The sequence below is a fragment of the Bacillus sp. YH3-2-B2 genome (genome assembly GCF_053663335.1).
Genome location: NZ_JBSJQE010000003.1, coordinates 752,557 through 777,971, shown reverse-complemented (window position 1 = coordinate 777,971; position 25,415 = coordinate 752,557). Strand labels below are relative to the sequence as shown.

Below are 25,415 nucleotides of genomic sequence, written 5' to 3'. Positions count from 1 at the left end.
GTTTATTCGTCAAAAAAAAGGATATGATTACAGATATGATGAAAGAGGGTGCTTTCAGGATGTTTACACAGGCGAATTTATTTTTACTATTATTGCTGGCCATCGCATTGGTAGCCAAAAATCAGTCATTGCTTTTTGCCGTCGGCTTTCTCATTGTGATAAAAGCTGTCGGTCTTGATCAGAAACTATTTCCGGTTATTCAGTCAAAAGGCATCAACTGGGGGGTCACCGTCATTACAATCGCCGTTTTAGTGCCGATTGCCACAGGTGATATCGGTTTTAAACAGCTCGGAGAAGCGATGAAATCATATTATGCGTGGATCGCTCTCGGTGCCGGGATCGCGGTTGCCTTAATCGCCAAAAACGGTCTTACCTTATTGGAAAACGACCCTCATATTACAACGGCGCTGGTCATCGGCACGATACTTGCCGTCGCGCTTTTCGGAGGCGTCGCCGTCGGCCCGTTAATCGGCGCCGGAATCGCCTACTTGGCCATGCAAATCGTTAAAATATTCACTCCATAAAGTAAAAAAGCGGCGTAAAGCTGCTTTTTTTTGCGAGTGAAAATAAGAGTTTGCAGCGCATTTTGTAGTTCAGACAAATGCCATTTGCATTATTCCGAGGAATGAAGTGGCTTACCATGTAACAAAGAACTTCGGAATCGCCGGCGCATATTTTGCGATGACAGCGATGCAGTAAGGCGGTTCCAATTGATGAATGGATTAAAAGCTGATGGAATTTATGCACTTGAACCAAATCAAAACTTGAAGTGTTGTTAAAATAAGCGGAGACCCTTTCCTTCAATTTGAAAGTTTGTTAAATTTATAATGAGAATGAAAAAACACAATTCGGTTGGTAGTCCGGATGCATGATTTAAAATGTCAGTAACCTTCCCCTCCTCGGGATGTCCATCATTCTTCAGTAAATTTAGGAGGAGGGAATCGTTATGAAATTAACGGTTTACTACGATGGTCAGTTTTGGGTAGGAGTCATTGAAGTTGTGAATAATGGGAAATTAAGAGCAGTTCGTCATTTGTTTGGACAAGAGCCCAAGGATTCAGAAATCATGCATTTTGTTCATAATCAACTTTTACAGACTCTCTCCCGCACTGGACAAGAAGGGGTTTGTGTTAAAGCAAAATCTAAGAAATTAAATCCAAAAAGATTGCAACGACAAGCTTCTAAAGAGATGAAAAATATCGGGATATCAACTAAGGCGCAAAAAGCGATAAAACAGGAGCTTGAAGCAAGAAAAGAAAAGAAAAAACAACTGAATAGAAAACAAAGAGAAAAAATAAAGGAACAAAAATATTTAATCAGAAAACAAAAAGCAAAAGAAAAGCATAGGGGCAAATAATTGGAGAACCCGATGAAGCCCTTCGATTGAAAAGTTGAGCGGCATCAGTTTTTTCTTCGGACTGATTTAGAAAAAAGAAGCAGAAATCGAGCCCTTCTCGAGATGAGGAGGGTTTTTCTGCATTTATTTAACTTCACTTACATCAGTAAATGAGTCAGTTTCAATTGATGAACGGTTTGATGAGGATATTTACGGGCTGAGTGCAAAAGCGAAAATCTTGTCTTAGCTGAAGTAATCATAAACTCTCTTTTTTATGAAGGGAGATGATTAATTTGAAAAACTAATTGTATTGTTGATCTTATATTTTCGTTAAGCTCTATCACAGTGGCTGCTGTTAAAACAGAACACCGCCAGAACCTAAAAGATTCTCAAGAGCTATTTGATGTTTTTATGTAAGAACTTTTATGTAAAGATATATTAACAATGTCCGTAAATTCTATAAGGCTGCCACTAAGAGACATTAATGGGAAGGCTTTATATTATAGCAAGGACCATATTTTCGTCTTTGTCTTTGGCCCATAAATGCCGTCAGCAGTCAGGCCGTACATTGGACTGGAATCGTTTGACTGCATTTGCTGTTTTCGGTCCGATAAAATTGAGAACTCTGCCCCATTCATATTATTCACTTTCCTAAGAAGGGGATTAAATTTGCGGTGAAGTTGTCGCGCCTGTCCTTTTAATGTTTCCCCAAAGCTCCCCCAAATGAAAACATGAGAATACATGGTTTTACAAAGCATCTGAAAGCAAGCGATTAAATTTATCAACGCCAAGCCTTGATATATAGGGCTTTTAAAACATTTTTAGTTAAAAGTCTACAAATTAATCAGATTATTGTTTATAATAAGAATAGGCTTAAACTTAAATAAGCTTATAAGAATTTGTTATGTTCCTCTATAAGCATACCGGTTATGTAACCGCAACCAGTGAAATGTAAGCATTTTCTTAAAGGGGAAAGGGATTGTTTGCATGACTCATTTTAAGTAAGCCGTATGTTTTATATACTCTTTAAAGGGGAATTTTGATTGAAAAGGAGAGGTTGAATATGACAGCAACACGCGGTCTTGAAGGGGTTGTAGCAACAACATCATCTGTAAGCTCTATTATCGACGATACCCTTACATATGTAGGGTACGATATTGACGACTTGACAGAGAATGCAAGTTTTGAAGAAATCATTTATTTGCTGTGGCATCTGCGCCTGCCGAATAAAACGGAACTTGCTGAACTGAAAAAACAGCTTGCGAAAGAAGCTGCCGTTCCACAAGAAATCATTGAGCACTTCAAATCCTATCCCCTCAATAACGTACATCCAATGGCTGCGCTCCGGACGGCGATTTCATTACTCGGTCTGACTGACAGTGAAGCCGATGTCATGAATCCGGAAGCGAACTACAGAAAAGCCATCCGTCTGCAGGCGAAAGTGCCGGGCATTGTCGCCGCTTTCTCAAGAATCCGCAAAGGACTTGATCCTGTTGAACCGAAGGAAGAGTACGGAATCGCGGAGAACTTCCTTTACACCTTAAACGGTGAAGAGCCTTCTCCGATCGAAGTGGAAGCGTTTAACAAAGCGCTCATTCTTCATGCGGATCATGAGCTGAACGCATCAACATTTACGGCGAGAGTATGTGTCGCCACCTTATCTGATATTTACTCAGGCATCACTGCCGCCATCGGCGCTTTAAAAGGACCGCTTCACGGCGGAGCCAATGAAGCCGTCATGAAAATGCTGACAGAAATCGGCGAAGTGGAAAACGCCGAGCCTTATATCCGCAGCAAAATGGAGAAAAAGGAAAAAGTAATGGGCTTCGGACACCGTGTGTATAAGCATGGAGACCCGCGCGCCAAACACTTAAAAGAAATGAGCAAACGCCTGACGAATCTGACGGGTGAAAGCAAATGGTACGAGATGTCAATCCGTGTCGAAGAAATCGTGACGTCGGAGAAAAAACTTCCGCCTAACGTTGATTTCTATTCCGCATCTGTATACCACAGTCTCGGCATTGATCACGATCTGTTCACGCCGATCTTTGCGATCAGCAGAATGTCAGGATGGATCGCCCATATTCTTGAACAGTACGATAACAACCGCCTCATCCGCCCGCGCGCTGATTACACGGGCCCGGATAAGCAGACTTTTGTTCCGATTGATGAAAGAGCCTGATCAAACGGGAGGCTGGTGATTTTCATGTCGTTAGCCTCTTGTTAATCAAGCCCGGATTGGTTTACAATTTTGATAGAATCTTGAGAAAAGTCATTTTATTTTTTATACAAGAAAAATAAAATGTTTTCTAAATATGAATTACATACTGGGAGGTAATATTGTGTCACAAGGTGAAAAAATTACAGTCTCTAATGGAGTATTAAACGTACCAAATAATCCGATTATCCCGTTTATTGAAGGCGACGGCACAGGCCCTGATATTTGGAACGCCGCTTCTAAAGTATTGGAAGCCGCTGTTGAAAAAGCATATAAAGGCGAGAAAAAAATCACGTGGAAAGAAGTTTATGCCGGTGAAAAGGCTTATAATAAAACAGGTGAGTGGCTTCCTGCCGAAACGCTGGAAGACATCAGAGAGTACTTCATCGCCATCAAAGGTCCTCTGACGACGCCGGTCGGCGGCGGTATCCGTTCTCTGAACGTGGCGCTGAGACAGGAGCTTGATTTGTTTACGTGCCTGCGCCCTGTCAGATATTTCACGGGAGTGCCTTCTCCGGTCAAACGTCCTGAAGATACGGATATGGTCATTTTCCGCGAGAATACGGAAGATATTTACGCCGGAATTGAGTATGCGAAAGGTTCTGAAGAAGTTGAAAAGCTGATCAGCTTCCTGCAAAATGAAATGGGCGTTAACAAAATCCGTTTCCCTGAAACGTCAGGAATCGGGATCAAGCCTGTTTCTGAAGAAGGCACAAGCCGCTTAGTCAGAGCTGCCATTGAGTATGCGATCGAAAACGGCCGTAAGTCTGTCACGCTTGTCCACAAAGGAAACATCATGAAGTTCACTGAAGGGGCATTTAAAAACTGGGGCTACGAGCTTGCCGAAAGAGAATACGGAGATAAAGTATTCACTTGGGCTGAATATGACCGCATTGTCGAAAAAGACGGAAAAGAAGCGGCTGATAAAGCGCAGAGCGAAGCGGAAGCGGCAGGAAAAATCATCGTCAAAGACAGCATCGCTGATATTTTCCTTCAGCAGATCTTGACCCGTCCGAGCGAATTCGACGTCGTGGCGACAATGAACTTAAACGGAGACTATATCTCTGACGCGCTTGCCGCTCAGGTAGGCGGAATCGGAATCGCGCCGGGAGCGAACATCAACTATGAAACAGGGCATGCGATTTTCGAAGCGACTCACGGAACGGCTCCTAAATATGCCGGCCTTGACAAGGTCAACCCGTCATCCGTCATCCTTTCAGGAGTGCTTCTTCTTGAACACCTGAACTGGAATGAGGCTGCTGACTTGATCATTAAATCTATGGAAAAAACGATTGCTTCAAAAGTAGTAACGTACGATTTTGCTAGATTAATGGACGGTGCAACCGAAGTGAAGTGTTCAGAGTTCGGTGAAGAGCTCATCAAAAACATGGACTGAACCTAAAGCAGACTTCTAATGAAGCCAAAAAAGGAGAAGAGAATCATGGGAAAAACACGCAGTAAAGTTTCTGTTATCGGAGCAGGATTTACGGGAGCGACAACAGCCTTTCTTACAGCTCAAAAAGAGCTTGCGGACGTTGTGCTCGTTGATATTCCGCAATTAGAAAACCCGACAAAAGGAAAAGCGCTAGACATGCTCGAAGCAAGTCCGGTTCAAGGATTTGACGCGAAAATCACAGGCACGTCCAACTACGAGGACACAGCCGGTTCTGATATCGTCGTCATCACAGCCGGAATTGCGAGAAAACCAGGCATGAGCCGTGATGATCTCGTATCTACAAACGAAAAAATCATGAGAAGCGTCACACGTGAGATCGTGAAATACTCTCCTGACTGCATTATCGTTGTATTGACAAACCCTGTTGATGCGATGACATATGCGGTGTACAAAGAATCAGGCTTCCCGAAAGAACGCGTCATCGGACAATCCGGAGTGCTTGACACTGCGCGATTCAGAACATTCGTCGCTGAAGAATTAAACCTGTCTGTAAAAGATGTGACCGGTTTTGTTCTTGGCGGACACGGTGACGACATGGTTCCTCTCGTCCGTTATTCCTATGCGGGCGGCATTCCGCTTGAAACGCTTATCCCGAAAGACCGTCTTGATGCGATTGTAGAACGCACAAGAAAAGGCGGCGGGGAAATCGTCAACCTTCTCGGAAACGGAAGCGCCTACTACGCGCCTGCTGCATCATTGACTGAAATGGTAGAAGCCATTTTGAAAGATCAGCGCCGCGTGCTTCCGACCATCGCTTACTTAGAAGGCGAATACGGTCATGAAGGCATTTACTTAGGCGTACCGACGATTATCGGAGGAAACGGCCTAGAGCAAATCATCGAGCTTGAACTGACAGACTATGAAAAAGCGCAGCTGAGTAAATCAGTTGAATCTGTCAAAAACGTGATGAAAGTATTGTCATAAGAAAAAAGGGAAGGCTTCCGAATCAGAAGCCTTCCTCTTTTTACAATTAATGAAAGCGTTTTCTTTTTCCCTAAGCGATCCTTTCTCTGAAAATGATCAAAAAGGCGAATTGTCTGAACGGGCAGTATTGGATAAAATGAAATCATAAAGTGATATGCAGCACATAAAATAGAGAAAATTGGATGTCGGGGAAAATAGACAGCGGAGGGCGCAGCATGAACAAAAAAATTTTAGTTGTAGATGATGAACAATCTATCGTTACTCTTTTACAGTATAATCTGGAACGGTCCGGCTATGATGTCATAACCGCATCAGACGGCGAAGAGGCTCTGGAGCTGGCAGAGAATGAAAATCCGGATTTAATCGTACTGGATGTCATGCTGCCGAAAGTGGACGGAATCGATGTCTGTAAACAGCTCAGACAGCAGAAAATGATGGTCCCGATCTTGATGCTGACAGCAAAAGATGAGGAATTTGATAAGGTGCTGGGACTGGAGCTCGGAGCGGATGATTACATGACAAAGCCGTTCAGTCCGCGGGAAGTCACTGCGCGGGTGAAAGCCATTTTAAGAAGGGCTGACATTTCTTCGCTGTCACAAGGCAGAGAAGAGGAAAAGGACGGGCAGATCCTCATCGGCGAGCTGAAAATTCTTCCGGAGCATTACGAAGCGTACTTTAAGTCAGAACAGCTGGAATTGACGCCTAAAGAATTTGAACTGCTTCTGTATTTGGGAAAACACAAGGGAAGAGTGCTGACGAGAGATCTTCTGCTGAGCGCGGTCTGGAACTATGATTTTGCCGGGGATACCCGGATTGTTGACGTTCATATCAGCCATCTGCGCGACAAAATCGAATCAAATACCAAAAAACCCATCTATATTAAAACAATCAGAGGTTTGGGGTATAAACTGGAGGAGCCAAAAATGAATGAATAAAGTCCGTGTGCGTCTGTTCGCTTTACTCGTTGTATGTATCATATTGGTTTTCAGTGTTCTCGGCCTTTTTTTACAGCAGCTTATTTCTTCATCCGCTGAAGAAAGAACGGCGGATCAGCTGAAAAAGGAATCGGTATACATAGCGGGCCTTCTTGACACCGGCCGAATCGGCAATAAAAGCAATGAAACGGTAATCCGTGACGCCGGCCGCACCCTCGGTATAAACGTCTCCGTGCTCAACGAGAAGGGTGACGCCGTATATCATTCCGGCAGTCGTGCTGATGATTCAGCCGTAAAGGAGTTCATTTCTCACAATAAAAGCGAGGAAGCCGTACAGTCGAAAAGCAAAGTCATCCGCGGCACTGCCGTAAAAAATGACGCCGGGAAAATTGCGGGGCATGTACTCGTTTCCTCGGATATCAACGGCGGTTCAAGCGTTACCGGAGAAATGTGGGGCATGCTGGCAGCAAGTCTTTGTACCGCTTTTATCATTATCGTTTTCTTTTATACAAACATGACGTCCCGTTACAAAAAATCAATCGACGCCGCGACAAAGGTGGCGACGGAGCTGTCCAAAGGGAATTACGACGCCCGCTCCTACAGCGGCTACGCAAGGCGGTCGGACCGTCTCGGGCGTGCGATGAACAGCCTGGCGGTTGATTTAATGGAAATGACAAGAACGCAGGATATGCAGCGCGATCGTCTGTTAACCGTCATTGAAAATATCGGATCCGGTTTGATTTTAATAGACGGGAGAGGTTTTATCAATCTCGTGAACCGGTCATACACGAAGCAGTTTCATACAAAGCCTGAACGTCTGCTTCGGCGCCTTTACCACGATGCGTTTGAACATGAGGAGATCATTCGGCTTGTCGAAGACATTTTTATGACGGAGACGAAAAAATGCCAGCTGCTCAGACTTCCCATCAACATTGAGCGGCGCTACTTTGAAGTTGACGGCGTTCCGATCATGGGCCCTGATGATGAATGGAAGGGCATCGTCCTCGTTTTTCACGATATGACGGAAATTAAAAAATTGGAGCAGATGAGAAAGGACTTCGTCGCCAATGTCTCCCATGAACTGAAAACACCGATCACCTCGATTAAAGGATTTACGGAAACACTGTTAGACGGAGCGATGAAAGACGAAAAGGCGCTTTCAGACTTTCTGTCTATCATTCTGAAAGAAAGTGAGCGGCTCCAATCTCTCGTGCAGGATTTATTGGATTTATCCAAGATGGAGCAGCAAAACTTTACGATGCGCGTAGAGTCCTTTGATGCTGCAAAAATTCTGCATGAAATTGAGGCGCTTTTGCAGCATAAGGCTGAGGAAAAAGGCATCAGCTTTCAGCTCGATCTCCCGGAAGAGCCGATTTTTGTGACGGGTGATGCGCACAGGCTGAAGCAGGTATTTTTGAATCTGGCGAACAATGCCCTGACCTACACGCCTGAAAAAGGGACGGTGGGGATTTCGGTACATGTGAAAGAAACCGTTGTCGATATCAAAGTGTCCGATACGGGAATCGGCATTCAGAAAGAAGAGATCCCGCGGATATTTGAGAGATTCTACCGCGTGGATAAAGACAGAAGCCGCAACTCGGGAGGAACCGGCCTCGGCCTCGCCATCGTGAAGCACTTAATAGAAGCCCATGAAGGTAAAATCGAGGTCACAAGCGAGCCTGGACAGGGAACTGTGTTCACTGTGACGCTGAAGCGGCCGCCGGCAGCGTGATCAGCTTTACAAAGGATTAACAATTTCTTCATGACCTGTTAAACCTATCTTGTTAGGATATAACAGAACCCCTTCATCCAAGGAGCCAATTTTGACGGCGGGAACGCGTTTTCTTGTTCCCGTCCTTTTTTGCGTTTTCACGGGGTCCGCTCATTTTCCTTTCAAATTGAACTTTGTTAAAATAAGAGAAGCTGTGAGATTAAAAAACAGAGGAATGACGAGCTTTTGCTCTTAGGAGGATATTGAATGACGGAACGAAAAAAATTAGTGCTTGTCGACGGAAACAGTCTGGCGTACCGGGCGTTTTTTGCATTGCCGCTTTTAAGCAATGAAAAAGGCATTCATACAAATGCCGTATACGGGTTTGCGATGATTTTAATGAAAATGCTGGAGGATGAAAAACCGACCCATATGCTGGTGGCTTTTGATGCGGGAAAAACCACTTTCCGCCACAGCACGTTTAAAGAATATAAAGGCGGAAGACAAAAAACCCCGCCGGAGCTTTCAGAACAGATGCCGTTCATCCGCGAGCTCCTCGATGCCTACAACATCAGCCGCTACGAGCTTCCTGAATATGAAGCGGACGATATTATCGGCACGCTTGCCGTATCTGCTGAAAAAGACGGCTTCGAAGTGAAGGTCGTTTCGGGGGACAAGGACTTAACCCAGCTTGCCACCGGGAAAACGACCGTTGCCATTACGAGAAAAGGCATTACCGACGTAGAAGATTACACGCCGGAGCACGTGCAGGAAAAGTACGGTCTGACCCCTTTGCAAATCATTGATATGAAGGGATTAATGGGGGATTCATCCGATAACATACCGGGCGTCCCCGGCGTCGGAGAAAAAACCGCGATTAAGCTCTTAAAGCAGTTCCATTCGGTTGAGAAACTGCTTGATTCCATTGATGAAGTCAGCGGAAAAAAATTAAAAGAAAAGCTTGAAGAATATAAGGAACAAGCCCTGATGAGCAAAGAGCTGGCGACGATTATGACAAATGCGCCGATTGAAGTCAAGCCCGAAGATTTAGATTACCAAGGGTTTGACCGTGAACAAGTTGTTGCCATTTTTAAAGACCTCGGTTTTAATACGCTTCTTGAGCGGCTCGGAGAAGAAAGCGGGGAAACGGCGGAAGAAAATTTTGAAGACATCAATGTCGAAACGGCAGAAGAAATCACCGAAGATATGCTCGTTTCGCCGTCCGCTTTGGTCGTCGAACAAATCGGTGATAACTATCACGAAGAACCGATCCTCGGCTTTGCCATCGTGAATGAAACAGGTCTTTATTATATTCCGAAAGAAATCGCCATTCAGTCTGAAGCTTTTAAATCTTGGGCTGAAGATGAATCAATGAAAAAATGGGTGTTCGACAGCAAACGTTCCGTCGTCGCTTTGCGCTGGCAGGGAATTGAGCTGAAGGGAACGGAATTTGACGCGCTTCTTGCTGCCTACATTATAAACCCGGGCAATTCGTACGACGATGTCGCGAGCGTAGCGAAAGAATACGGGCTGAATATCGTTTCAAAAGATGAAGCGGTATACGGAAAAGGCGCAAAACGCGCCGTTCCGGCTGAAAAAGAGCTTGCCGATCATCTCGCGCGGAAAGCGTCTGCCGTTAACAGCCTCCGTGACAAACTGCTTGACGCTTTGGAAGAAAATAATCAGCTTGAGCTTTATGAAGATCTTGAACTCCCGCTTGCGCTAATTCTCGGAGAAATGGAATCAATGGGCGTCAAAGTGGATGTTGAAAGACTGAAGCGAATGGGAGAAGAGCTCAAGGCAAAACTGAAAGAATATGAAGAAAAAATCCATGACATCGCCGGTGAGCCGTTTAACATCAATTCACCAAAACAGCTCGGCGTCATTCTGTTTGAAAAACTCGGCCTGCCGCCAGTAAAGAAAACAAAAACAGGCTATTCCACTTCAGCTGATGTGCTTGAGAAGCTTGCAGACAAACATGATATCGTCGCGTACATTCTGCAATACAGACAAATCGGCAAACTCCAATCGACTTATATTGAAGGGCTGCTGAAAGTCACGCGCAAGGATTCTCATAAGGTGCATACACGATTCAATCAGGCATTGACGCAAACCGGACGCCTCAGTTCAACGGATCCGAACCTGCAAAATATTCCGATCCGGCTGGAGGAAGGGCGGAAAATCCGTCAGGCTTTCGTACCGTCCGAACCGGACTGGCTTATTTTCGCCGCCGATTATTCACAAATTGAATTAAGGGTGCTTGCGCATATTTCAAAAGATGAAAATCTGATCGAAGCGTTTACGAATGACATGGACATTCACACAAAAACCGCCATGGACGTGTTTCATGTCAGTGAAGATGAAGTGACACAAGCGATGCGCCGCCAGGCAAAGGCCGTCAATTTCGGGATCGTTTACGGCATCAGCGATTACGGGCTTTCGCAAAACCTCGGCATCACCCGGAAAGAAGCGGGCGCTTTTATTGACCGCTATTTGGAGAGCTTCCCGGGCGTCAAGGCATATATGGAAGAATCGGTGCAGGAAGCGAAACAAAAAGGATATGTGACGACACTTATGCAGCGCCGCCGCTATATCCCTGAGCTGACCAGCCGCAACTTCAACCTGCGGAGCTTTGCGGAACGGACGGCCATGAATACGCCGATTCAGGGAAGCGCCGCTGATATTATTAAAAAAGCCATGATTGACATGGCAGCTGAGCTGAAAGAGAAAAACCTGAAGGCGCGGCTGCTGCTTCAGGTGCACGATGAATTGATTTTTGAAGCGCCTAAGGAAGAAATTGAAATATTAGAAAAGCTGGTTCCTGAAGTGATGGAGCATGCTTTGGCATTAGACGTGCCGCTGAAGGCTGATTATGCTTCAGGGCCGTCCTGGTACGATGCAAAATAAACAGAAAAAAAGGAAGTGATGATTGTGCCGGAATTACCAGAAGTTGAAACGGTCCGGCGCACTCTGACCGGTCTTGTGAAGGGGAAAACGATTGAATCGGCGGATATCAGATGGCCGAATATCATCAAAAAACCCGCCGAGCCGGAGGAATTCGCGCGGCAAATTGCAGGAGAAACGATCCGATCCATCGGAAGAAGGGGAAAGTTTTTGCTTTTCCATTTGGATCATTATGTCATGGTGTCCCACCTGCGGATGGAGGGGAAATACGGTCTTCATCAGGCCGATGAGCCTGACGATAAACATGTGCACGTCGTGTTTCACATGACGGACGGAACACAGCTCCGCTACCGGGATGTCCGGAAATTCGGCACGATGCATTTGTTTGCGCCGGGAGAGGAACGGAATGCATTGCCGCTTTCACAGCTCGGGCCCGAACCAGATGATGAAGCATTTACCGCCGATTATTTAAAAGAGCGGCTTGCAAAAACGAACCGCGCGGTGAAAACCGCCCTGCTCGATCAAAAAGCGGTCGTCGGCCTCGGCAATATTTATGTCGATGAAGCTTTATTCCGGGCGCGGATTCACCCTGAGACAAAAGCGAACAGCCTGTCTGACGGGCAGATAAAAACGCTTCATACAGAAATTAAAGACACCCTTCAGGAAGCGATTGACGCGGGCGGGAGCACCGTCCGGTCTTATATCAATTCTCAAGGGGAAATCGGAATGTTTCAGCTCAAACATTACGTATACGGCAAAAAGGATGAACCGTGCAAAACGTGCGGCACGATGATTTCTAAAATCGTGGTCGGCGGAAGGGGGACGCATTTTTGCGCCCGCTGCCAAAAAAAATCATAAACTGAAGCTGTTCAAGCAGGCGGCAGCAGAATGACTTTTTTCTAACACAGTTGATGACCTTTCTCCATATATATATTGTGATTCACCCAATAGGCATATGCCACAATTGCCGATCAAGAGAAAGGGAGAAACGGATATGGAGATTGTTTCTTTGCTGCTTTTGGCTTTTGCTGTCAGCTTGGACAGTTTTTCAGTCGGGTTTACGTACGGTTTGAGAAAAATGAAAATCCCGTTCAAAGCGATTGCCGTGATCGCCTGCTGTTCAGCCTCTGTGATGTTTATATCCATGCTGATCGGCCATTTTCTGACAAAGATTTTTCCCGTATCCGTCACGGAGAAACTGGGCGGGCTGATCTTAATCGGAATCGGGGCATGGGTCATCTGGCAATTTTTTAAACCGGCTAAAGAGCCGGATTACTTATTGCATGAAAAAACGCTGCTTAATCTTGAAGTGAAATCGCTCGGCATCGTCATTCATATTTTGAAAAAACCGACCAGCGCCGATATTGATCGATCCGGAACCATTAACGGAGTCGAGGCGCTTCTGCTCGGTATCGCCTTATCCATTGACGCGTTTGGCGCCGGGCTGGGAGCGGCCATTCTCGGCTTTTCTCCGGTTATGATGAGCGTGACTGTCGGGGTGATGAGCTCGCTGTTTGTTTCACTCGGCATAAACGCTGGGCATTTGCTCTCAAGATGGGATTGGATAGATAAAATGACATTTTTGCCGGGAGTCCTGCTGATTATCATCGGGATTTGGAAAATGTAAGAAGGAGTGGGCTTTTTGAGCTTGGTCATCGGTTTAACGGGAGGCATCGCAAGCGGCAAAAGCACGGTAGCGCGTATGCTGATCGACAAAAAAATAACAGTCATTGATGCGGATGTCATCGCGAAACAGGCGGTGGAAAAAGGAATGCCGGCTTACGGACAAATTGTGGAAGCATTCGGAAAAGACATCCTGCTGGAAAACGGCGGCATTGACAGAAAAAAACTCGGTTCTATCGTTTTCACTGACGAACAGAAGCGTCTGAAGCTGAATCAGATCGTTCATCCGGCAGTGCGTGCGGAAATGCTGAAACAGCGGGATGAAGCCGTTGCGAGAAAAGAGCAGTTCGTCGTTTTGGATATACCGCTTTTGTATGAAAGCGGGCTTGATTATCTTGTCGGCAAGGTGCTCGTCGTCACCGTACCGGCAGACATTCAGCTCAAACGGCTGATGGAGCGGAATTCCCTTACAGAAGAAGAAGCGATGAGCCGGATAACGTCGCAAATGCCTTTAGCGGACAAAGCAAAAAAAGCTGACGCCGTCATTGATAACAGCGGCAGTCTTGAACATACAAAGCACCAGCTTGAGGAAGTATTGAGCGGCTGGGCATAAACAAACACCGTTCGGAAAGCCGAACGGTGTTTTTCTGGTTAAAAATCAAAATTGTCAGGGTCCGGACCGACACGGAGATTTTCGTTCAGATCATCAATCCGCTTCATATCGTCAGCTGACAGTTCGAAATCAAAGACATTTGCATTTTCTTCAATACGGTGTTTTTTAGTTGATTTCGGAATGGTGATGACACCGTTTTGCAAATCCCAGCGCAAAATCACTTGAGCGGCTGATTTGCCGTACTTCTCAGCGATCTCCTGTAAGACGGGGTGATCAAGCAGCTGCCCTTGCATCAATGGCGACCACGCTTCAAGCTGAATGCCTTGTTCAGTGCAGAAAGCAAGCAGTTCTTTCTGTGTCAGGCGCGGGTGGTACTCCACCTGGTTGATCATCGGCTTGATTTCCGTTTCTTTCATGAGATGTTTCAGATGGTGAATTTGGAAATTGCTGACCCCGATCGCCTTAATGCGTCCATCCCGGTAGAGGGTTTCGAGCGCCCGCCACGCATCGATGTACTTTCCTTCGACAGGCCAATGGATCAAATATAAATCTAAATAATCTAAACCGAGTTTTTCTAAGCTTGTGTCAAACGCTTTTAACGTTTCTTCATATCCTAAATCGGCATTCCATACTTTTGACGTGACAAAAATGTCTTCACGTTTTAATCCCGCTTCTTGCAGCCCTTGGCGGATGCCTTCGCCGACACCTTCTTCATTTCCGTAAATCGCGGCGGTATCAACGCTGCGATAGCCGTGCACCAATGCCGTTTTCACCGCGTTGACGAGTTCCGCGCCTTCCTCTACTTTGAAAACTCCGATGCCGAACCAAGGCATCTCTACTCCGTTATGCAATGTTGCTTTTGCTTGTAAATGTGTTGTCATGTATATATTCCTCCTATTATTTGTCTGTTGAAAAAATCAAAATGCGCTGAAGAAAAACTCACCTCCTTTCAATGGCAGTGCGATCCCGCTTTTCAAGCTTCCTGCTCCATCCGGTTAATACGACCGCGCTGAGCACCATCAGCGCCCCGATCCAAGCGGTATGAATGATTCCGATTGAGTCTGTAATGATTCCGCCGGCAAACGAGCCGATCGCGATTCCGGCATTAAATGCCGCGATATTTAAGGCTGATGCTGTATCAACGGCGCTTGGCGCAAAACGTTCACTCAGCATCACGACATATACCTGAAGGCCCGGCACATTCATAAACGCCAACAGCCCCATGAAAATAATGGTGATCAGCCCGGCTGTTTTAAACGGTGCGGTAAAAGTCAGGACAAACAGCACAGCAGCCTGGACAATGAACATATAAAACAAGGCTTTCAGCGGATTCCGGTTTGATAAACGGCCGCCAATCATGTTTCCGATGGCAATCGCAATTCCGTAAATGAGCAGGATGGCTGCGACGGTTTCTTTCTGAAAACCGGTTACCTCCTGAAGAAGCGGAGATAAATACGTAAACACGACAAACGTTCCGCCGTAGCCTAACGCTGTAATAATAAATAAAAGCAATAACCGGCCGTTTGTGACGAGTTTGACCTGCTCGGAAAATGCGGTTTTCGTCCCTTTGCGCAAATGTGACGGAACGAGAAGCGCGTTTGTGAGGAATGCGATGATTCCTACCGCCACAATGACGGCAAATGCGATTCTCCATCCGAATTGCTGGCCGAGATAGGTGCCGAACGGAACGCCGGTCACCGTAGCCACCGTCAGCCCCGTGAACATAATGGAAATCGCGCTTGCTCTTTTATGCTCCGGCACGATATTGGCGGCGATCGTTGCCCCGATTGACATGAAAATGCCGTGGGAAAAAGCCGAAATGACCCGTGCCGCCAGTAAGACGCCGATTGAGGAAGCGCTCGCTGCGAGTGTATTTCCGGCGATAAAAATCAACATCACCCAGAGCAGCAGCGTTTTCCGCGACATGCCGGATGTGAGAGACGTTAAAACCGGCGCGCCGAATGTCACGCCCAGAGCATACATGGAAACGGTAAGTCCCGCCGTTGTCACAGGTATATGCAGATCTTGAGATATAAGCGGCAGCAGTCCGACGCTGATAAATTCGGTTGTGCCGATCGCAAAAGCGCTGACGGCTAATGCCAGCAGCGCTGGTAAATAGCTTTGGCGATGTGAAGACATCTGTTTTCCTCCTTGAACGATAATGTATGGTTGAAATGATGCCGGGTAAACGATATAAGTATAAGAGTACATTCCTTTTCAGCCGGCAAATGTCATTATGATTGATAGAAGTGTCATTGAAAAGAACGTACTTTTAAGTGCCATAGGCACTTTTTAGTTCCTATAGATGAGGAGGAATTACCGTTGCTGAAGAAAAAATACAATATATCCGTAGAGGCAGCGCTTGAAGTGATCGGCGGAAAATGGAAGTGTGTGATCCTCTGCCACCTCATGCGCGGGAAAAAACGGACAAGCGAATTGAAGCGGCTTATGCCGGACATCACCCAGAAGATGCTGACACAGCAATTGCGGGAGCTGGAAGCTGACGGCGTCATCAACCGGATCGTGTACAATCAGGTGCCGCCGAAAGTGGAATACGAGCTGAGTGAATACGGGCACAGTCTGGAAAGAATTTTAAATGCGCTGTGTGACTGGGGCGCGATGCATATTGCTAAACGGTACGGCGAGGTGTCTTCCGTTTTAGAGGACAGCATTTTAAATGACAAATTTAAAGAACCGGGACAAATATAAGAAAAAAGCAGGCAGCCTGAGACGCTGATCCTGCTTTTTTTATGGAAGAAAGATCATTTTATATGCAAAAAAACCGATTGAACAACATATTGATCGGTATAAGGGTGGATTTTTATCAAGTTGTACTGGCGGATTTCTTTTAATGTGTTATACTATATATAAATAAAGGTAAATTAGAGTGGCATATTAAAAAGGGGTGACCTGAGCATGAAGGTAAAAGTAGCAATCAACGGGTTTGGAAGAATCGGAAGAATGGTGTTCAGAAAAGCAATGGAAGATGATCAAATTCAAATAACAGCCATTAATGCAAGCTATCCCCCGGAAACGCTTGCTCATTTGATAAAGTATGACACAATTCACGGCAAATACGATCAAGAAGTTGAGACCGCCGACGACAGCCTGATCGTCAACGGAAAACATATTATGCTGTTCAATCGCCGGGACCCGAGAGAGCTTCCGTGGAAAGAATGCGGAATAGACATCGTCGTAGAGGCAACGGGGAAATTTAATTCAAAAGAAAAAGCGATGAGCCATATTGAAGCAGGGGCGAAAAAGGTCATTTTAACGGCTCCGGGCAAAAATGAAGACGTTACCATTGTCATGGGAGTAAATGAAGAGCAGTTCAACCCCGATGAACATGTCATTATTTCAAATGCATCCTGCACGACAAACTGCCTTGCGCCGGTCGTCAAAGTGCTTGATCAGGAATTCGGGATTGAAAGCGGCCTGATGACGACTGTTCACGCTTACACGAATGATCAAAAAAATATCGACAATCCGCATAAAGATCTGCGGAGGGCGAGAGCGTGCGGAGAATCCATCATTCCGACTTCTACAGGCGCCGCTAAAGCGCTGTCGCTCGTGCTGCCTCATTTGAAAGGAAAACTTCACGGTCTTGCTTTGCGTGTTCCCGTTCCGAATGTGTCATTAGTGGACCTTGTCTGCGATCTGAAAACAGATGTGTCTGCCGAGCAAGTGAACGCCGCTTTCCAAAGAGCCTCAAAAACGTCGATGTACGGAATTCTTGATTATTCGGATGAGCCGCTCGTTTCTTCGGATTATAATACGAATTCACACTCTGCGATCATCGACGGACTGACAACGATGGTGATGGAAGACCGAAAAGTAAAGGTGCTCGCCTGGTATGACAATGAATGGGGATATTCCTGCCGGGTCGTTGATCTTATCCGTCACGTCGCCGCGCGAATGAAACACCCGTCAGCTGTGTAGACTAAAGATCATGGACATTTGTTAGAAAAAAACCCTTAACGGCATATTCGCAAAAAACACACCTTGCAAAATAAACTTAAACACAGTATACTATCTTTCGTGAACTTCTTGCTCGTGACTGCTTCGGAATTACTTAAAGGGTTAGGACCTCTCCGGACTAACTTTCCCCCGTGGTAAATGGCCGGGTCAGTTCTCGGAAATTCACTTTTTTAATTCTTGTTAAGGGGGGTCCATGATTATGGAAACAATGGGGCGTCACGTCATCTCCGAGCTGTGGGGATGCGATTTTGATAAGCTCAATGACATGGATTTTATTGAAAAAACGTTTGTAAATGCTGCTTTGAAATCAGGAGCTGAGGTGCGCGAGGTCGCATTTCACAAATTTGCACCGCAAGGCGTAAGCGGAGTCGTTATTATCTCTGAGTCACATTTAACGATTCACAGTTTTCCTGAACACGGATATGCAAGCATTGATGTTTATACTTGTGGAGACCTGGATCCTAATGTGGCTGCGGATTACATTGCGGACGCATTACATGCAGATACAAGAGAAAACATTGAAATACCGAGAGGAATGGGGCCTGTACAGATTAAACAGGCACAAGCGAAAGTACTGTAATTTTCAAAACGCAAACACAAGGGAGCTAAGCTGAAAAAGCCATTACGCGCTTTGAAGCTGATGCTCCTTTTCTAATGTAAAAAAACAGCATTGCTTTTTCTTTAAGCATTTTTTTTGTAAAATAGAAAAGATAAGGCCGGTCTATCGGCTCTCCCAACAAATAGGCTCATCCTAGAAACGTTGGCGGGCATTTACCGGAAGCTTGCGAACCGCATTACAGCAACGAAACAGATGGGAGCTGATCCAATTTGAAATGTCCTTCATGCCAGCATAACGGTTCCCGCGTACTTGATTCACGGCCTGCGGACGAAGGGAAATCAATCCGCAGAAGGCGGGAATGCGAAGCCTGCCATTACCGCTTCACTACATTTGAGAAGTTTGAAGAGATGCCTCTGATCGTCGTGAAAAAAGAAGGCGTCCGGGAAGAATTCAGCCGTGAAAAAATGCTGCGCGGGTTAATTAAAGCTTGTGAAAAAAGGCCCGTTCCTTTAAAAACATTGGAAGACATGTGCTTTGACATTGAAAAAGAGCTGAGAAACCAAGGCGTATCTGAAGTCAAAAGCGAACTTGTCGGAGAAATGGTAATGGACCGCCTGGCGAAAATCGATGAGGTGTCTTATGTCCGCTTTGCCTCCGTCTACCGGCAGTTTAAGGATATAAACGTGTTTATCGATGAATTGAAAGATTTAATAAAGAAAGAACGCTGAGAGAGCTAAGAGATTGTGTCTGGCTCTTTTCTCATGAGCAAAATTGGCATTTGATAGATCGCAGAAACGGTGTAAAATGAGAGTAGAAACATATCGGAAGGTTTGAGAATCATGGCTGACTATTGGAATGACGTATTGCCTGTAGATCCTTATACGGTCAAAAGCCGTTCGCTTCTTCAGGATGTCGACAGACAGGTTTTGACACATCTGTACCAGCCGCTGATCGGTTCTTTTGCATTCTCCCTTTATATGACCTTATGGGGGGAGCTGGAGCAGAACCGCTTGTGGGGAGCGGAATCCACGCACAGGCAGCTGATGGGCATGATGCAGTCAAATTTAAAAAAGATTCATCATGAACAGGGAAAGCTTGAAGGAATCGGGCTGCTGAAAGTGTATATCCGGGAGTCCGAGCAAAAAGAGCGGATGTTTATTTATGAGCTGCTGCCCCCGCTCAGGCCGAATGATTTTTTTGAAGACGGCATGCTGAATGTCTTTCTTTATAACAGAGTCGGTAAAACGAAATACCAGCAGCTGAGACAATTTTACACGCACCCTTCCGTCGGCGCGGGCGCAAGGGAAATTACCCGTCCGTTTAATCACGCTTTTGCCTCTTTTCAGCCGAGTGAATGGAAAATGACGCCTGATATGGAAGAGGCGATGAAGCTCCCCGAGGACTATGAGACGGCGTCTGTCGGACAAGCGCCTTCCTATACGGTGACGGAGGAAGTGTTTGATTTTGAGCTGTTTTTGGCGGGGTTATCAGAAACGATGATACCGCGCAAATCAATCACACAGGATGTGCGGGAGAGCATTAAAAAGCTTTCATATTTATACGGAATAGATCCTATCTCCATGCAGCACGTCGTCATGACCGCAATTAATGAACAGGATACGATAACGGCCGAAGCGCTGAGGAAAGCGGCCAGCGACTGGTACCAAATTGAAAGAAGCGGCAAGCTTCCGGAACTGATTGATAAAACACAGCCTGTCACCTTGAGAGAAAACCGGACGGAAAAGGACGATTCATTGAACGGCGAACTCATCGCACAGCTTGAGACCATATCACCGAGAAAGCTTCTTCAGGACATTGCGGACGGGACCGAGCCGTCAAAAGCCGACCTGCAGATCATCGCCGATATTATGTTCGAACAAAAGCTTGAGCCCGGCGTCACCAATGTGCTGATTTATTATGTCATGCTGAAAACGGATATGAAGCTGTCCAAAAACTATATCCAAAAAATCGCCGCCCACTGGGCCAGAAAGAAAGTCAAAACGGTACGGGAAGCAATGAAGCTCGCAATCGAAGAGCACAGGCAATATCTTGATTGGGCGGACGGCAAAACAAACGGCGCGGCGCGCGGCAAAAAAAACGTCCGGGAAGAAAAGCGCCCTGATTGGATGAAAGAAGAAGAAACCGGGAAGAAACAAGAACAGACGGCTCTTTCCGCACAGGATCTTGAAGAACAGAAGAAAAAAATGATGGAAGAAATGAAAAAACTGAAAAAATACTCTGCCTATTGAGACAGAGAAGCGGGGTGATATTGAATGGAACCGATCAGCCGATCCTTAGAAGGCGTGACGAAAAGACCTGACTTTCAAAAACGCCTGGAACGAATGCAGCAGCAAGTCATGGCCGACGAAGACGTCCAGGCTTTTTTGAAGGAACAGAAAGATGTAATCAATCAAAGCATGATTGACAGAGGGTTAAATAAACTGTACGAATTCGTTCAGCAAAGCAAACAGTGCGCCTTCTGTTCGAAAGACAGCCGGACGAACAGCCTGCTTGAAGGCTACCATCCGAAGCTTGTGATCAACGGGCGTTCCATTGATATTGAATATTACGAATGTCCGGAAAAGAGAAAGCTCGACCGCCAGAAAAGGCAAAAGTCCCTGATGAAGAGCATGTATATCCAGCAGGATCTTCTCGGCGCGACGTTTCAGCAGATCGACATTACCGATCCGAGCAGACTCGGCATTTTCCAGCATGTGACGGATTTTCTGAAGAGCTATAATGAAACGGGAAAAGGCAAAGGCCTGTATCTGTACGGAAAATTCGGAATCGGAAAGACATTTATTTTAGCCGCCATTGCCAACGAACTGGCGGAAAAAGAGTATTCATCAATGATCGTATATGTTCCCGAATTTGTCAGAGAGCTGAAAAACTCGCTCCAGGATCAGTCGTTGGAGGCGAAACTGAATATGGTGAAAACGACGCCCGTACTGATGCTTGATGACATCGGAGCGGAATCAATGACAAGCTGGGTCAGGGATGAAGTCATCGGCACCGTGCTTCAGCACAGAATGAGCCAGCAGCTTCCCACTTTCTTCTCGTCTAATTTTTCACCAGACGAGCTGAAGCATCATTTTACGTATTCACAGCGGGGAGAAAAGGAAGAAGTAAAAGCGGCAAGACTGATGGAGCGGATTTTATATTTGGCTTCGCCCGTCCGTCTTGACGGGGAAAACCGCCGCCGTTCATGATGCCGGCGTCCAATGGGAAGGATTTGAGGGAATGAGGAATAAGAAGGCTGTCACTTGGGCTGCGGCTGCGGCGGGAGCGGGTCTTTTGCTGTGGGCAAACCGCAAATATCTGAATCTGTCGCCTAAGGAGATCCGGCTGTGGGTGTTATCGTTCGGTGTTTTTGCGCCGCTTGTGTTTATCGGAATTTCCATCGTCAGGCCTTTTGTGCTGTTTCCCGTATCAATCGTTTCCGTCGCCGGAGGATTGGCGTTCGGCCCGTTTTTCGGCACCATGTATACGCTGGCGGGCTCAATGGGCGCTGCCGCCGCGTCTTTTTTTGCGGCGGGGCTGTTTGCCTTTAATGAGAAAAGCCGTCATGGAAAAATGGAAGCCATTCAAAAGCAGATGAAAACCAATGGCTTCTTTTATATTTTTATCTTGCGCATTCTGCCTGTTAACTTTGATGTGATCAGCTATGCCGCGGGCCTATCGAAAGTCAGGCCGGTAACGTATTTTTTGGCGACCGCAGCGGGCATCATTCCGGGGACGATCGTCCTGAATGTGCTCGGCGCGAGCTTTATGTCCGGCAATGTGCTGACCGTACTCTGCGTGATCTGTCTTTACGTCGTATTTTTATCGCTTCCCGTTATATTTAAAAAGAAGGTGCGTCATTTGTTCGGCGGTGAAAGCTAACCTTTACGTCTATTTTAAAAACATCCCCCATATACTTGTAACAGATGCCGTAAGGGGGGACAAATATGCTTGAAGTGATCTTTGAAGATGACCACGATACCGCCGCTTTTTTACATCTCATTCAGCAATCGGACGACCGGAGACATTTTATTGTCCGTGAAGGCATAAAAAAAGTCGGAATCGCAAGGTCTGAAACGGCTTTTTGCGTTCAGCGCTTTATTGAGCCGATACTTGTCAGGTTTTTTTTGGAATGCAAAGAAGACGAGCATATGCTTTCGCTTATTGAGGACGCATACTGCTTCACCGATCAGGATGAACAGCAGCAAATCCTTCAGCTTGCACACAGCATTATGGAAGGAGAGCTTGAGGATCATCCGTTTGAGCCGAAGAAAGAGCCGCGCACACAGTTTATTTCAGATGCGCTCCGGACGATTTCACTTGATGCGGGTGTTTTTTCCGTGCGTTCGTTTCAGACGTTCCGGCTCGGCAGGTATTATGAGAGGCTCAGAGAATACGCGGAGGCTGCGATAGATGAATACCGGATGGAACAGGAATATCAAAACTTTATCCAGTCTCTGAGAGATTATGTGACATCCAATCCGCCGCGGATGAAGAAAGTCCGCATCGTACATGACCGGGCTTTTACGCTGTGGGAGCTGCGCTATGTGTCAGAACGGGAACAGAAAAAATACATAGACAGACGGTTTGTGCGGGAGCACCCGATGTATATAGATTCCCATCTCCTTGCGCCGCTGATCTCCATTGCGCCTGAGACGGTAGAACTGTATACGGACAAACCGGAACATATGATGTCCAGAACGATTCAAAACGTGTTTCAGGAGAGGGTGCGCCTTTTTCCGCTGGGCGCGTTTGCAGCCGAGAAGACGGAAGGATAGCCGCTCGGACGGCCTTGTGTAAGCGGCAGGGCTGTCTGTGTGAAATCAGACGGAAAACCGAGTTGCATTTTTCTCACAGACATTTTATAATACATAAAAGATTAATGATTGCTACACGTATTGATAAGGACATGAAGCATTGATACCGGCTTTATAAGAGAGGAGAGCCCAGGCTGAAAGCTTTCCAGCTATGGATCATTGTCTTTACCGCCTTTGAACTTCAGCTGTGAACGCCGGAATAAGCGCCAGTAATAGCTGACGGGAACTCCCGTTACAGAGTTTAGAGCCGCAGGTGCCGAAACAATCGGCCGCGCGGAAAAAAGGGTGGAACCACGATTCCGTTTATTTAACCTCGTCCCTTTCATAGGGGGCGGGGTTTTTGATTTGCATAAAAAAAGGAGTGACGAAGATGTCAGATATGATCAACATCACATTTCCGGACGGAGCGGTAAAGGAATTTCCGAAAGGAACAACAACAGAAGATATCGCGGCATCCATCAGTCCGGGATTAAAGAAAAAGTCTTTAGCCGGAAAACTGAACGGACAGGAAATTGATTTAAGAACGCCGATTCAAGAGGACGGTGCCGTAGAAATCATTACAGAAGGCACAGAAGAAGGTTTGAACATCATGCGGCACAGCACGGCGCATTTATTGGCCCAGGCGATTAAACGCATTTATAAAGATGTGAAATTCGGAGTCGGCCCCGTCATTGAAAACGGGTTCTATTATGACGTTGAAATGGAGCAGGCGCTGACGCCGGATGACCTTCCGAAGATTGAAAAAGAAATGAAACGCATCATCGGTGAAAATCTGCCGATCATCCGAAAAGAAGTGAGCCGTGATGAAGCAAAAGCCATGTTTGCGGAAATCGGCGATAATCTGAAGCTTGAATTGCTGGATGCCATCCCAGAAGACGAAACGGTCTCCATTTATGAGCAGGGCGAATTTTTTGACCTGTGCCGCGGCGTGCATGTGCCGTCTACAGGCAAAATTAAAGAATTTAAGCTGCTGAGCCTTGCGGGCGCATACTGGCGCGGCGACAGCAAAAACCAAATGCTTCAGCGCATTTACGGCACGGCCTTCTTTAAAAAGGATGACTTAAAAGAGCATTTGCGCATGCTTGAAGAAGCGAAAGAGCGTGACCACCGAAAACTGGGCAAAGAATTAAAATTGTTTGCCAACTCTCAAAAAGTCGGACAAGGTCTGCCGCTCTGGCTGCCGAAAGGCGCGACCATCCGCCGCGTGATCGAGCGCTACATTGTGGATAAAGAGCTGAGCCTCGGTTATGAGCACGTCTATACGCCTGTTCTCGGAAGCAAAGACCTGTACGAAACATCGGGCCACTGGGATCATTATCAGGATACAATGTTCCCGCCGATGGAAATGGACAATGAAACACTCGTGCTCCGTCCGATGAATTGTCCTCACCATATGATGATTTACAAACAGGACATTCACAGCTACCGCGAGCTTCCGATCCGGATTGCAGAGCTGGGAACGATGCACCGATACGAAATGTCCGGGGCGCTTTCAGGTCTTCAGCGCGTACGCGGCATGACGTTAAATGACGCGCACATTTTCGTCCGCCCTGATCAGATTAAAGAAGAATTCATCCGCACCGTCCGTTTGATTCAAGACGTATACGAAGACTTCGGCCTGAATGATTACACATTCCGCCTGTCTTACCGCGATCCTGAAGACACGGAAAAATATTTTGATGATGATGAGATGTGGAACAAAGCGCAATCCATGCTGAAGGCGGCAATGGATGAGATGGGGCACGACTATTATGAAGCGGAAGGCGAAGCGGCGTTTTACGGCCCTAAGCTTGACGTGCAGGTGAAAACGGCGATCGGCAAAGAAGAGACATTGTCAACTGTACAGCTTGACTTCCTTCTTCCGGAACGCTTTGATCTCACTTACGTCGGAGAAGACGGCAAACAGCACCGCCCTGTCGTTATTCACCGCGGCGTCGTGTCAACGATGGAGCGTTTCGTTGCTTTCTTAATCGAAGAGCACAAGGGCGCCCTTCCGACATGGCTTGCGCCGGTGCAATTCCAAGTCATTCCTGTATCACCGTCCGTGCATCTTGACTATGCGAAAAAAGTGCAGGAGCGCCTGCAGCGCGAAGGCCTGCGTGTCGAGCTTGACAGCCGGGACGAAAAAATCGGCTATAAAATCCGTGAAGCGCAAATGCAAAAAATCCCGTACATGCTTGTGGTCGGTGACCAAGAAGCGGAAAACGGCGCGGTAAACGTCCGGAAATACGGCGAGCAGAAATCAGAAACCGTCTCATTGGACGATTTTGTGAAAAAGGCTGTAGCCGAAGCGAAAAAATAACCGGAAATACAAAAACCCCGTTCATTCAGAATGGGGTTT

The 25,415-nt window shown here is 46.4% G+C and carries 22 protein-coding genes and 1 pseudogene; 20 read left to right on the top strand and 3 right to left on the bottom strand.

All coding sequences use genetic code 11. From position 1 onward, the window contains the following. Positions 1–59 precede the first annotated feature (59 nt). Positions 60–524, top strand: a complete 465-nt coding sequence (locus ACWJJX_RS14055) for a DUF441 domain-containing protein (protein ID WP_077722694.1) — start codon at positions 60–62, stop codon at positions 522–524. A gap of 422 nt (positions 525–946) precedes the next feature. Further along, positions 947–1,357 (top strand): YjdF family protein, encoded by a 411-nt coding sequence (locus ACWJJX_RS14050; protein WP_077722693.1) that lies wholly within the window; start codon positions 947–949, stop codon positions 1,355–1,357. A gap of 479 nt (positions 1,358–1,836) precedes the next feature. On the opposite strand, the pseudogene ACWJJX_RS14045 reads toward ACWJJX_RS14050, so the two are convergent. Further along, a pseudogene (locus ACWJJX_RS14045) lies at positions 1,837–1,945 on the bottom strand (peptidoglycan-binding domain-containing protein); the annotation flags it as partial. Positions 1,946–2,399: 454 nt separating this feature from the next. Between ACWJJX_RS14045 and citZ the strand changes: the two are divergent. The 9 genes from citZ (at position 2,400) to coaE (ending at position 13,720) form a co-directional block, all read left to right on the top strand. Beyond that, a complete protein-coding gene (gene citZ, locus ACWJJX_RS14040; RefSeq protein WP_017418343.1) occupies positions 2,400–3,518 on the top strand; it encodes a citrate synthase in 1,119 nt (372 codons plus the stop codon). A gap of 160 nt (positions 3,519–3,678) precedes the next feature. Next, positions 3,679–4,950 (top strand): NADP-dependent isocitrate dehydrogenase, encoded by a 1,272-nt coding sequence (icd, locus tag ACWJJX_RS14035; RefSeq protein WP_003152454.1) that lies wholly within the window; start codon positions 3,679–3,681, stop codon positions 4,948–4,950. Between the two features lie 45 nt (positions 4,951–4,995). Further along, the gene (mdh, locus tag ACWJJX_RS14030) at positions 4,996–5,934 is read left to right on the top strand and encodes a malate dehydrogenase (protein WP_003152455.1); all 939 of its coding nucleotides are present in this window, start codon (positions 4,996–4,998) and stop codon (positions 5,932–5,934) included. A gap of 215 nt (positions 5,935–6,149) precedes the next feature. After that, positions 6,150–6,869 (top strand): response regulator transcription factor, encoded by a 720-nt coding sequence (locus tag ACWJJX_RS14025; RefSeq protein ID WP_003152457.1) that lies wholly within the window; start codon positions 6,150–6,152, stop codon positions 6,867–6,869. Further along, on the top strand, positions 6,862–8,601 hold the full coding sequence (gene pnpS / locus ACWJJX_RS14020) for a two-component system histidine kinase PnpS (RefSeq protein WP_454023052.1): 1,740 nt from the start codon (positions 6,862–6,864) through the stop codon (positions 8,599–8,601). Before ACWJJX_RS14025 ends, pnpS begins: the two co-directional genes overlap by 8 nt. 246 nt (positions 8,602–8,847) lie before the next feature. Beyond that, positions 8,848–11,487, top strand: coding sequence for a DNA polymerase I (polA, locus tag ACWJJX_RS14015; protein WP_156735640.1), 2,640 nt, complete (start codon positions 8,848–8,850; stop codon positions 11,485–11,487). 24 nt (positions 11,488–11,511) lie between these two features. After that, positions 11,512–12,342, top strand: coding sequence for a DNA-formamidopyrimidine glycosylase (gene mutM / locus ACWJJX_RS14010; RefSeq protein WP_454023051.1), 831 nt, complete (start codon positions 11,512–11,514; stop codon positions 12,340–12,342). 136 nt (positions 12,343–12,478) lie between these two features. Then, positions 12,479–13,111 carry a sporulation membrane protein YtaF gene (gene ytaF, locus ACWJJX_RS14005; RefSeq protein ID WP_071391517.1) on the top strand — a complete coding sequence of 211 codons (633 nt, stop codon included), beginning with the start codon at positions 12,479–12,481 and terminating at the stop codon, positions 13,109–13,111. Between the two features lie 15 nt (positions 13,112–13,126). Beyond that, positions 13,127–13,720, top strand: a complete 594-nt coding sequence (coaE, locus tag ACWJJX_RS14000) for a dephospho-CoA kinase (protein ID WP_031379146.1) — start codon at positions 13,127–13,129, stop codon at positions 13,718–13,720. 38 nt (positions 13,721–13,758) lie between these two features. Here coaE and ACWJJX_RS13995 read toward each other — a convergent pair whose 3' ends face one another. Both ACWJJX_RS13995 and ACWJJX_RS13990 read right to left on the bottom strand, forming a co-directional pair. After that, positions 13,759–14,601 carry an aldo/keto reductase gene (locus ACWJJX_RS13995; protein ID WP_003152464.1) on the bottom strand — a complete coding sequence of 281 codons (843 nt, stop codon included), beginning with the start codon at positions 14,599–14,601 and terminating at the stop codon, positions 13,759–13,761. 58 nt (positions 14,602–14,659) lie between these two features. Continuing rightward, positions 14,660–15,859: an MFS transporter gene (locus tag ACWJJX_RS13990; protein WP_063174673.1), complete on the bottom strand. Its 1,200-nt coding sequence runs from the start codon at positions 15,857–15,859 to the stop codon at positions 14,660–14,662. Between the two features lie 183 nt (positions 15,860–16,042). On the opposite strand from ACWJJX_RS13990, the gene ACWJJX_RS13985 reads away from it, so the two are divergent. The 9 genes from ACWJJX_RS13985 (at position 16,043) to thrS (ending at position 25,376) form a co-directional block, all read left to right on the top strand. Beyond that, the gene (locus ACWJJX_RS13985) at positions 16,043–16,429 is read left to right on the top strand and encodes a winged helix-turn-helix transcriptional regulator (protein ID WP_003152469.1); all 387 of its coding nucleotides are present in this window, start codon (positions 16,043–16,045) and stop codon (positions 16,427–16,429) included. A gap of 207 nt (positions 16,430–16,636) precedes the next feature. Beyond that, a complete protein-coding gene (locus tag ACWJJX_RS13980; protein ID WP_454023050.1) occupies positions 16,637–17,659 on the top strand; it encodes a glyceraldehyde-3-phosphate dehydrogenase in 1,023 nt (340 codons plus the stop codon). A gap of 238 nt (positions 17,660–17,897) precedes the next feature. After that, on the top strand, positions 17,898–18,278 hold the full coding sequence (gene speD, locus ACWJJX_RS13975) for an adenosylmethionine decarboxylase (protein ID WP_003152471.1): 381 nt from the start codon (positions 17,898–17,900) through the stop codon (positions 18,276–18,278). 248 nt (positions 18,279–18,526) lie between these two features. Continuing rightward, positions 18,527–18,985, top strand: a complete 459-nt coding sequence (nrdR, locus tag ACWJJX_RS13970; RefSeq protein ID WP_003152473.1) for a transcriptional regulator NrdR — start codon at positions 18,527–18,529, stop codon at positions 18,983–18,985. Between the two features lie 111 nt (positions 18,986–19,096). Further along, positions 19,097–20,506 carry a replication initiation and membrane attachment family protein gene (locus ACWJJX_RS13965; protein WP_063174675.1) on the top strand — a complete coding sequence of 470 codons (1,410 nt, stop codon included), beginning with the start codon at positions 19,097–19,099 and terminating at the stop codon, positions 20,504–20,506. A gap of 24 nt (positions 20,507–20,530) precedes the next feature. Next, positions 20,531–21,466: a primosomal protein DnaI gene (gene dnaI / locus ACWJJX_RS13960; RefSeq protein ID WP_007408085.1), complete on the top strand. Its 936-nt coding sequence runs from the start codon at positions 20,531–20,533 to the stop codon at positions 21,464–21,466. Positions 21,467–21,497: 31 nt separating this feature from the next. Beyond that, a complete protein-coding gene (locus ACWJJX_RS13955) occupies positions 21,498–22,139 on the top strand; it encodes a TVP38/TMEM64 family protein (protein WP_070082726.1) in 642 nt (213 codons plus the stop codon). A gap of 65 nt (positions 22,140–22,204) precedes the next feature. Further along, the gene (gene ytxC / locus ACWJJX_RS13950) at positions 22,205–23,035 is read left to right on the top strand and encodes a putative sporulation protein YtxC (protein WP_003152478.1); all 831 of its coding nucleotides are present in this window, start codon (positions 22,205–22,207) and stop codon (positions 23,033–23,035) included. 409 nt (positions 23,036–23,444) lie between these two features. Further along, positions 23,445–25,376 carry a threonine--tRNA ligase gene (gene thrS / locus ACWJJX_RS13945; protein ID WP_015417978.1) on the top strand — a complete coding sequence of 644 codons (1,932 nt, stop codon included), beginning with the start codon at positions 23,445–23,447 and terminating at the stop codon, positions 25,374–25,376. Positions 25,377–25,415: the final 39 nt, after the last annotated feature.

Excerpts from the sequence above, each read along its gene's own strand:
- ACWJJX_RS13995 (WP_003152464.1), bottom strand. The coding sequence starts at position 14,601 with ATGACAACACATTTACAAGCAAAAGCAACATTGCATAACGGAGTAGAG.
- ytxC (WP_003152478.1), top strand. The coding sequence starts at position 22,205 with ATGCTTGAAGTGATCTTTGAAGATGACCACGATACCGCCGCTTTTTTA.
- speD (WP_003152471.1), top strand. The coding sequence starts at position 17,898 with ATGGAAACAATGGGGCGTCACGTCATCTCCGAGCTGTGGGGATGCGAT.
- ACWJJX_RS14050 (WP_077722693.1), top strand. The coding sequence starts at position 947 with ATGAAATTAACGGTTTACTACGATGGTCAGTTTTGGGTAGGAGTCATT.
- ACWJJX_RS14025 (WP_003152457.1), top strand. The coding sequence starts at position 6,150 with ATGAACAAAAAAATTTTAGTTGTAGATGATGAACAATCTATCGTTACT.
- ACWJJX_RS13955 (WP_070082726.1), top strand. The coding sequence starts at position 21,498 with ATGAGGAATAAGAAGGCTGTCACTTGGGCTGCGGCTGCGGCGGGAGCG.
- ytaF (WP_071391517.1), top strand. The coding sequence starts at position 12,479 with ATGGAGATTGTTTCTTTGCTGCTTTTGGCTTTTGCTGTCAGCTTGGAC.
- citZ (WP_017418343.1), top strand. The coding sequence starts at position 2,400 with ATGACAGCAACACGCGGTCTTGAAGGGGTTGTAGCAACAACATCATCT.
- mdh (WP_003152455.1), top strand. The coding sequence starts at position 4,996 with ATGGGAAAAACACGCAGTAAAGTTTCTGTTATCGGAGCAGGATTTACG.
- dnaI (WP_007408085.1), top strand. The coding sequence starts at position 20,531 with ATGGAACCGATCAGCCGATCCTTAGAAGGCGTGACGAAAAGACCTGAC.
- ACWJJX_RS14055 (WP_077722694.1), top strand. The coding sequence starts at position 60 with ATGTTTACACAGGCGAATTTATTTTTACTATTATTGCTGGCCATCGCA.
- ACWJJX_RS13990 (WP_063174673.1), bottom strand. The coding sequence starts at position 15,859 with ATGTCTTCACATCGCCAAAGCTATTTACCAGCGCTGCTGGCATTAGCC.
- polA (WP_156735640.1), top strand. The coding sequence starts at position 8,848 with ATGACGGAACGAAAAAAATTAGTGCTTGTCGACGGAAACAGTCTGGCG.
- thrS (WP_015417978.1), top strand. The coding sequence starts at position 23,445 with ATGTCAGATATGATCAACATCACATTTCCGGACGGAGCGGTAAAGGAA.
- pnpS (WP_454023052.1), top strand. The coding sequence starts at position 6,862 with ATGAATAAAGTCCGTGTGCGTCTGTTCGCTTTACTCGTTGTATGTATC.
- ACWJJX_RS13965 (WP_063174675.1), top strand. The coding sequence starts at position 19,097 with ATGGCTGACTATTGGAATGACGTATTGCCTGTAGATCCTTATACGGTC.
- ACWJJX_RS13980 (WP_454023050.1), top strand. The coding sequence starts at position 16,637 with ATGAAGGTAAAAGTAGCAATCAACGGGTTTGGAAGAATCGGAAGAATG.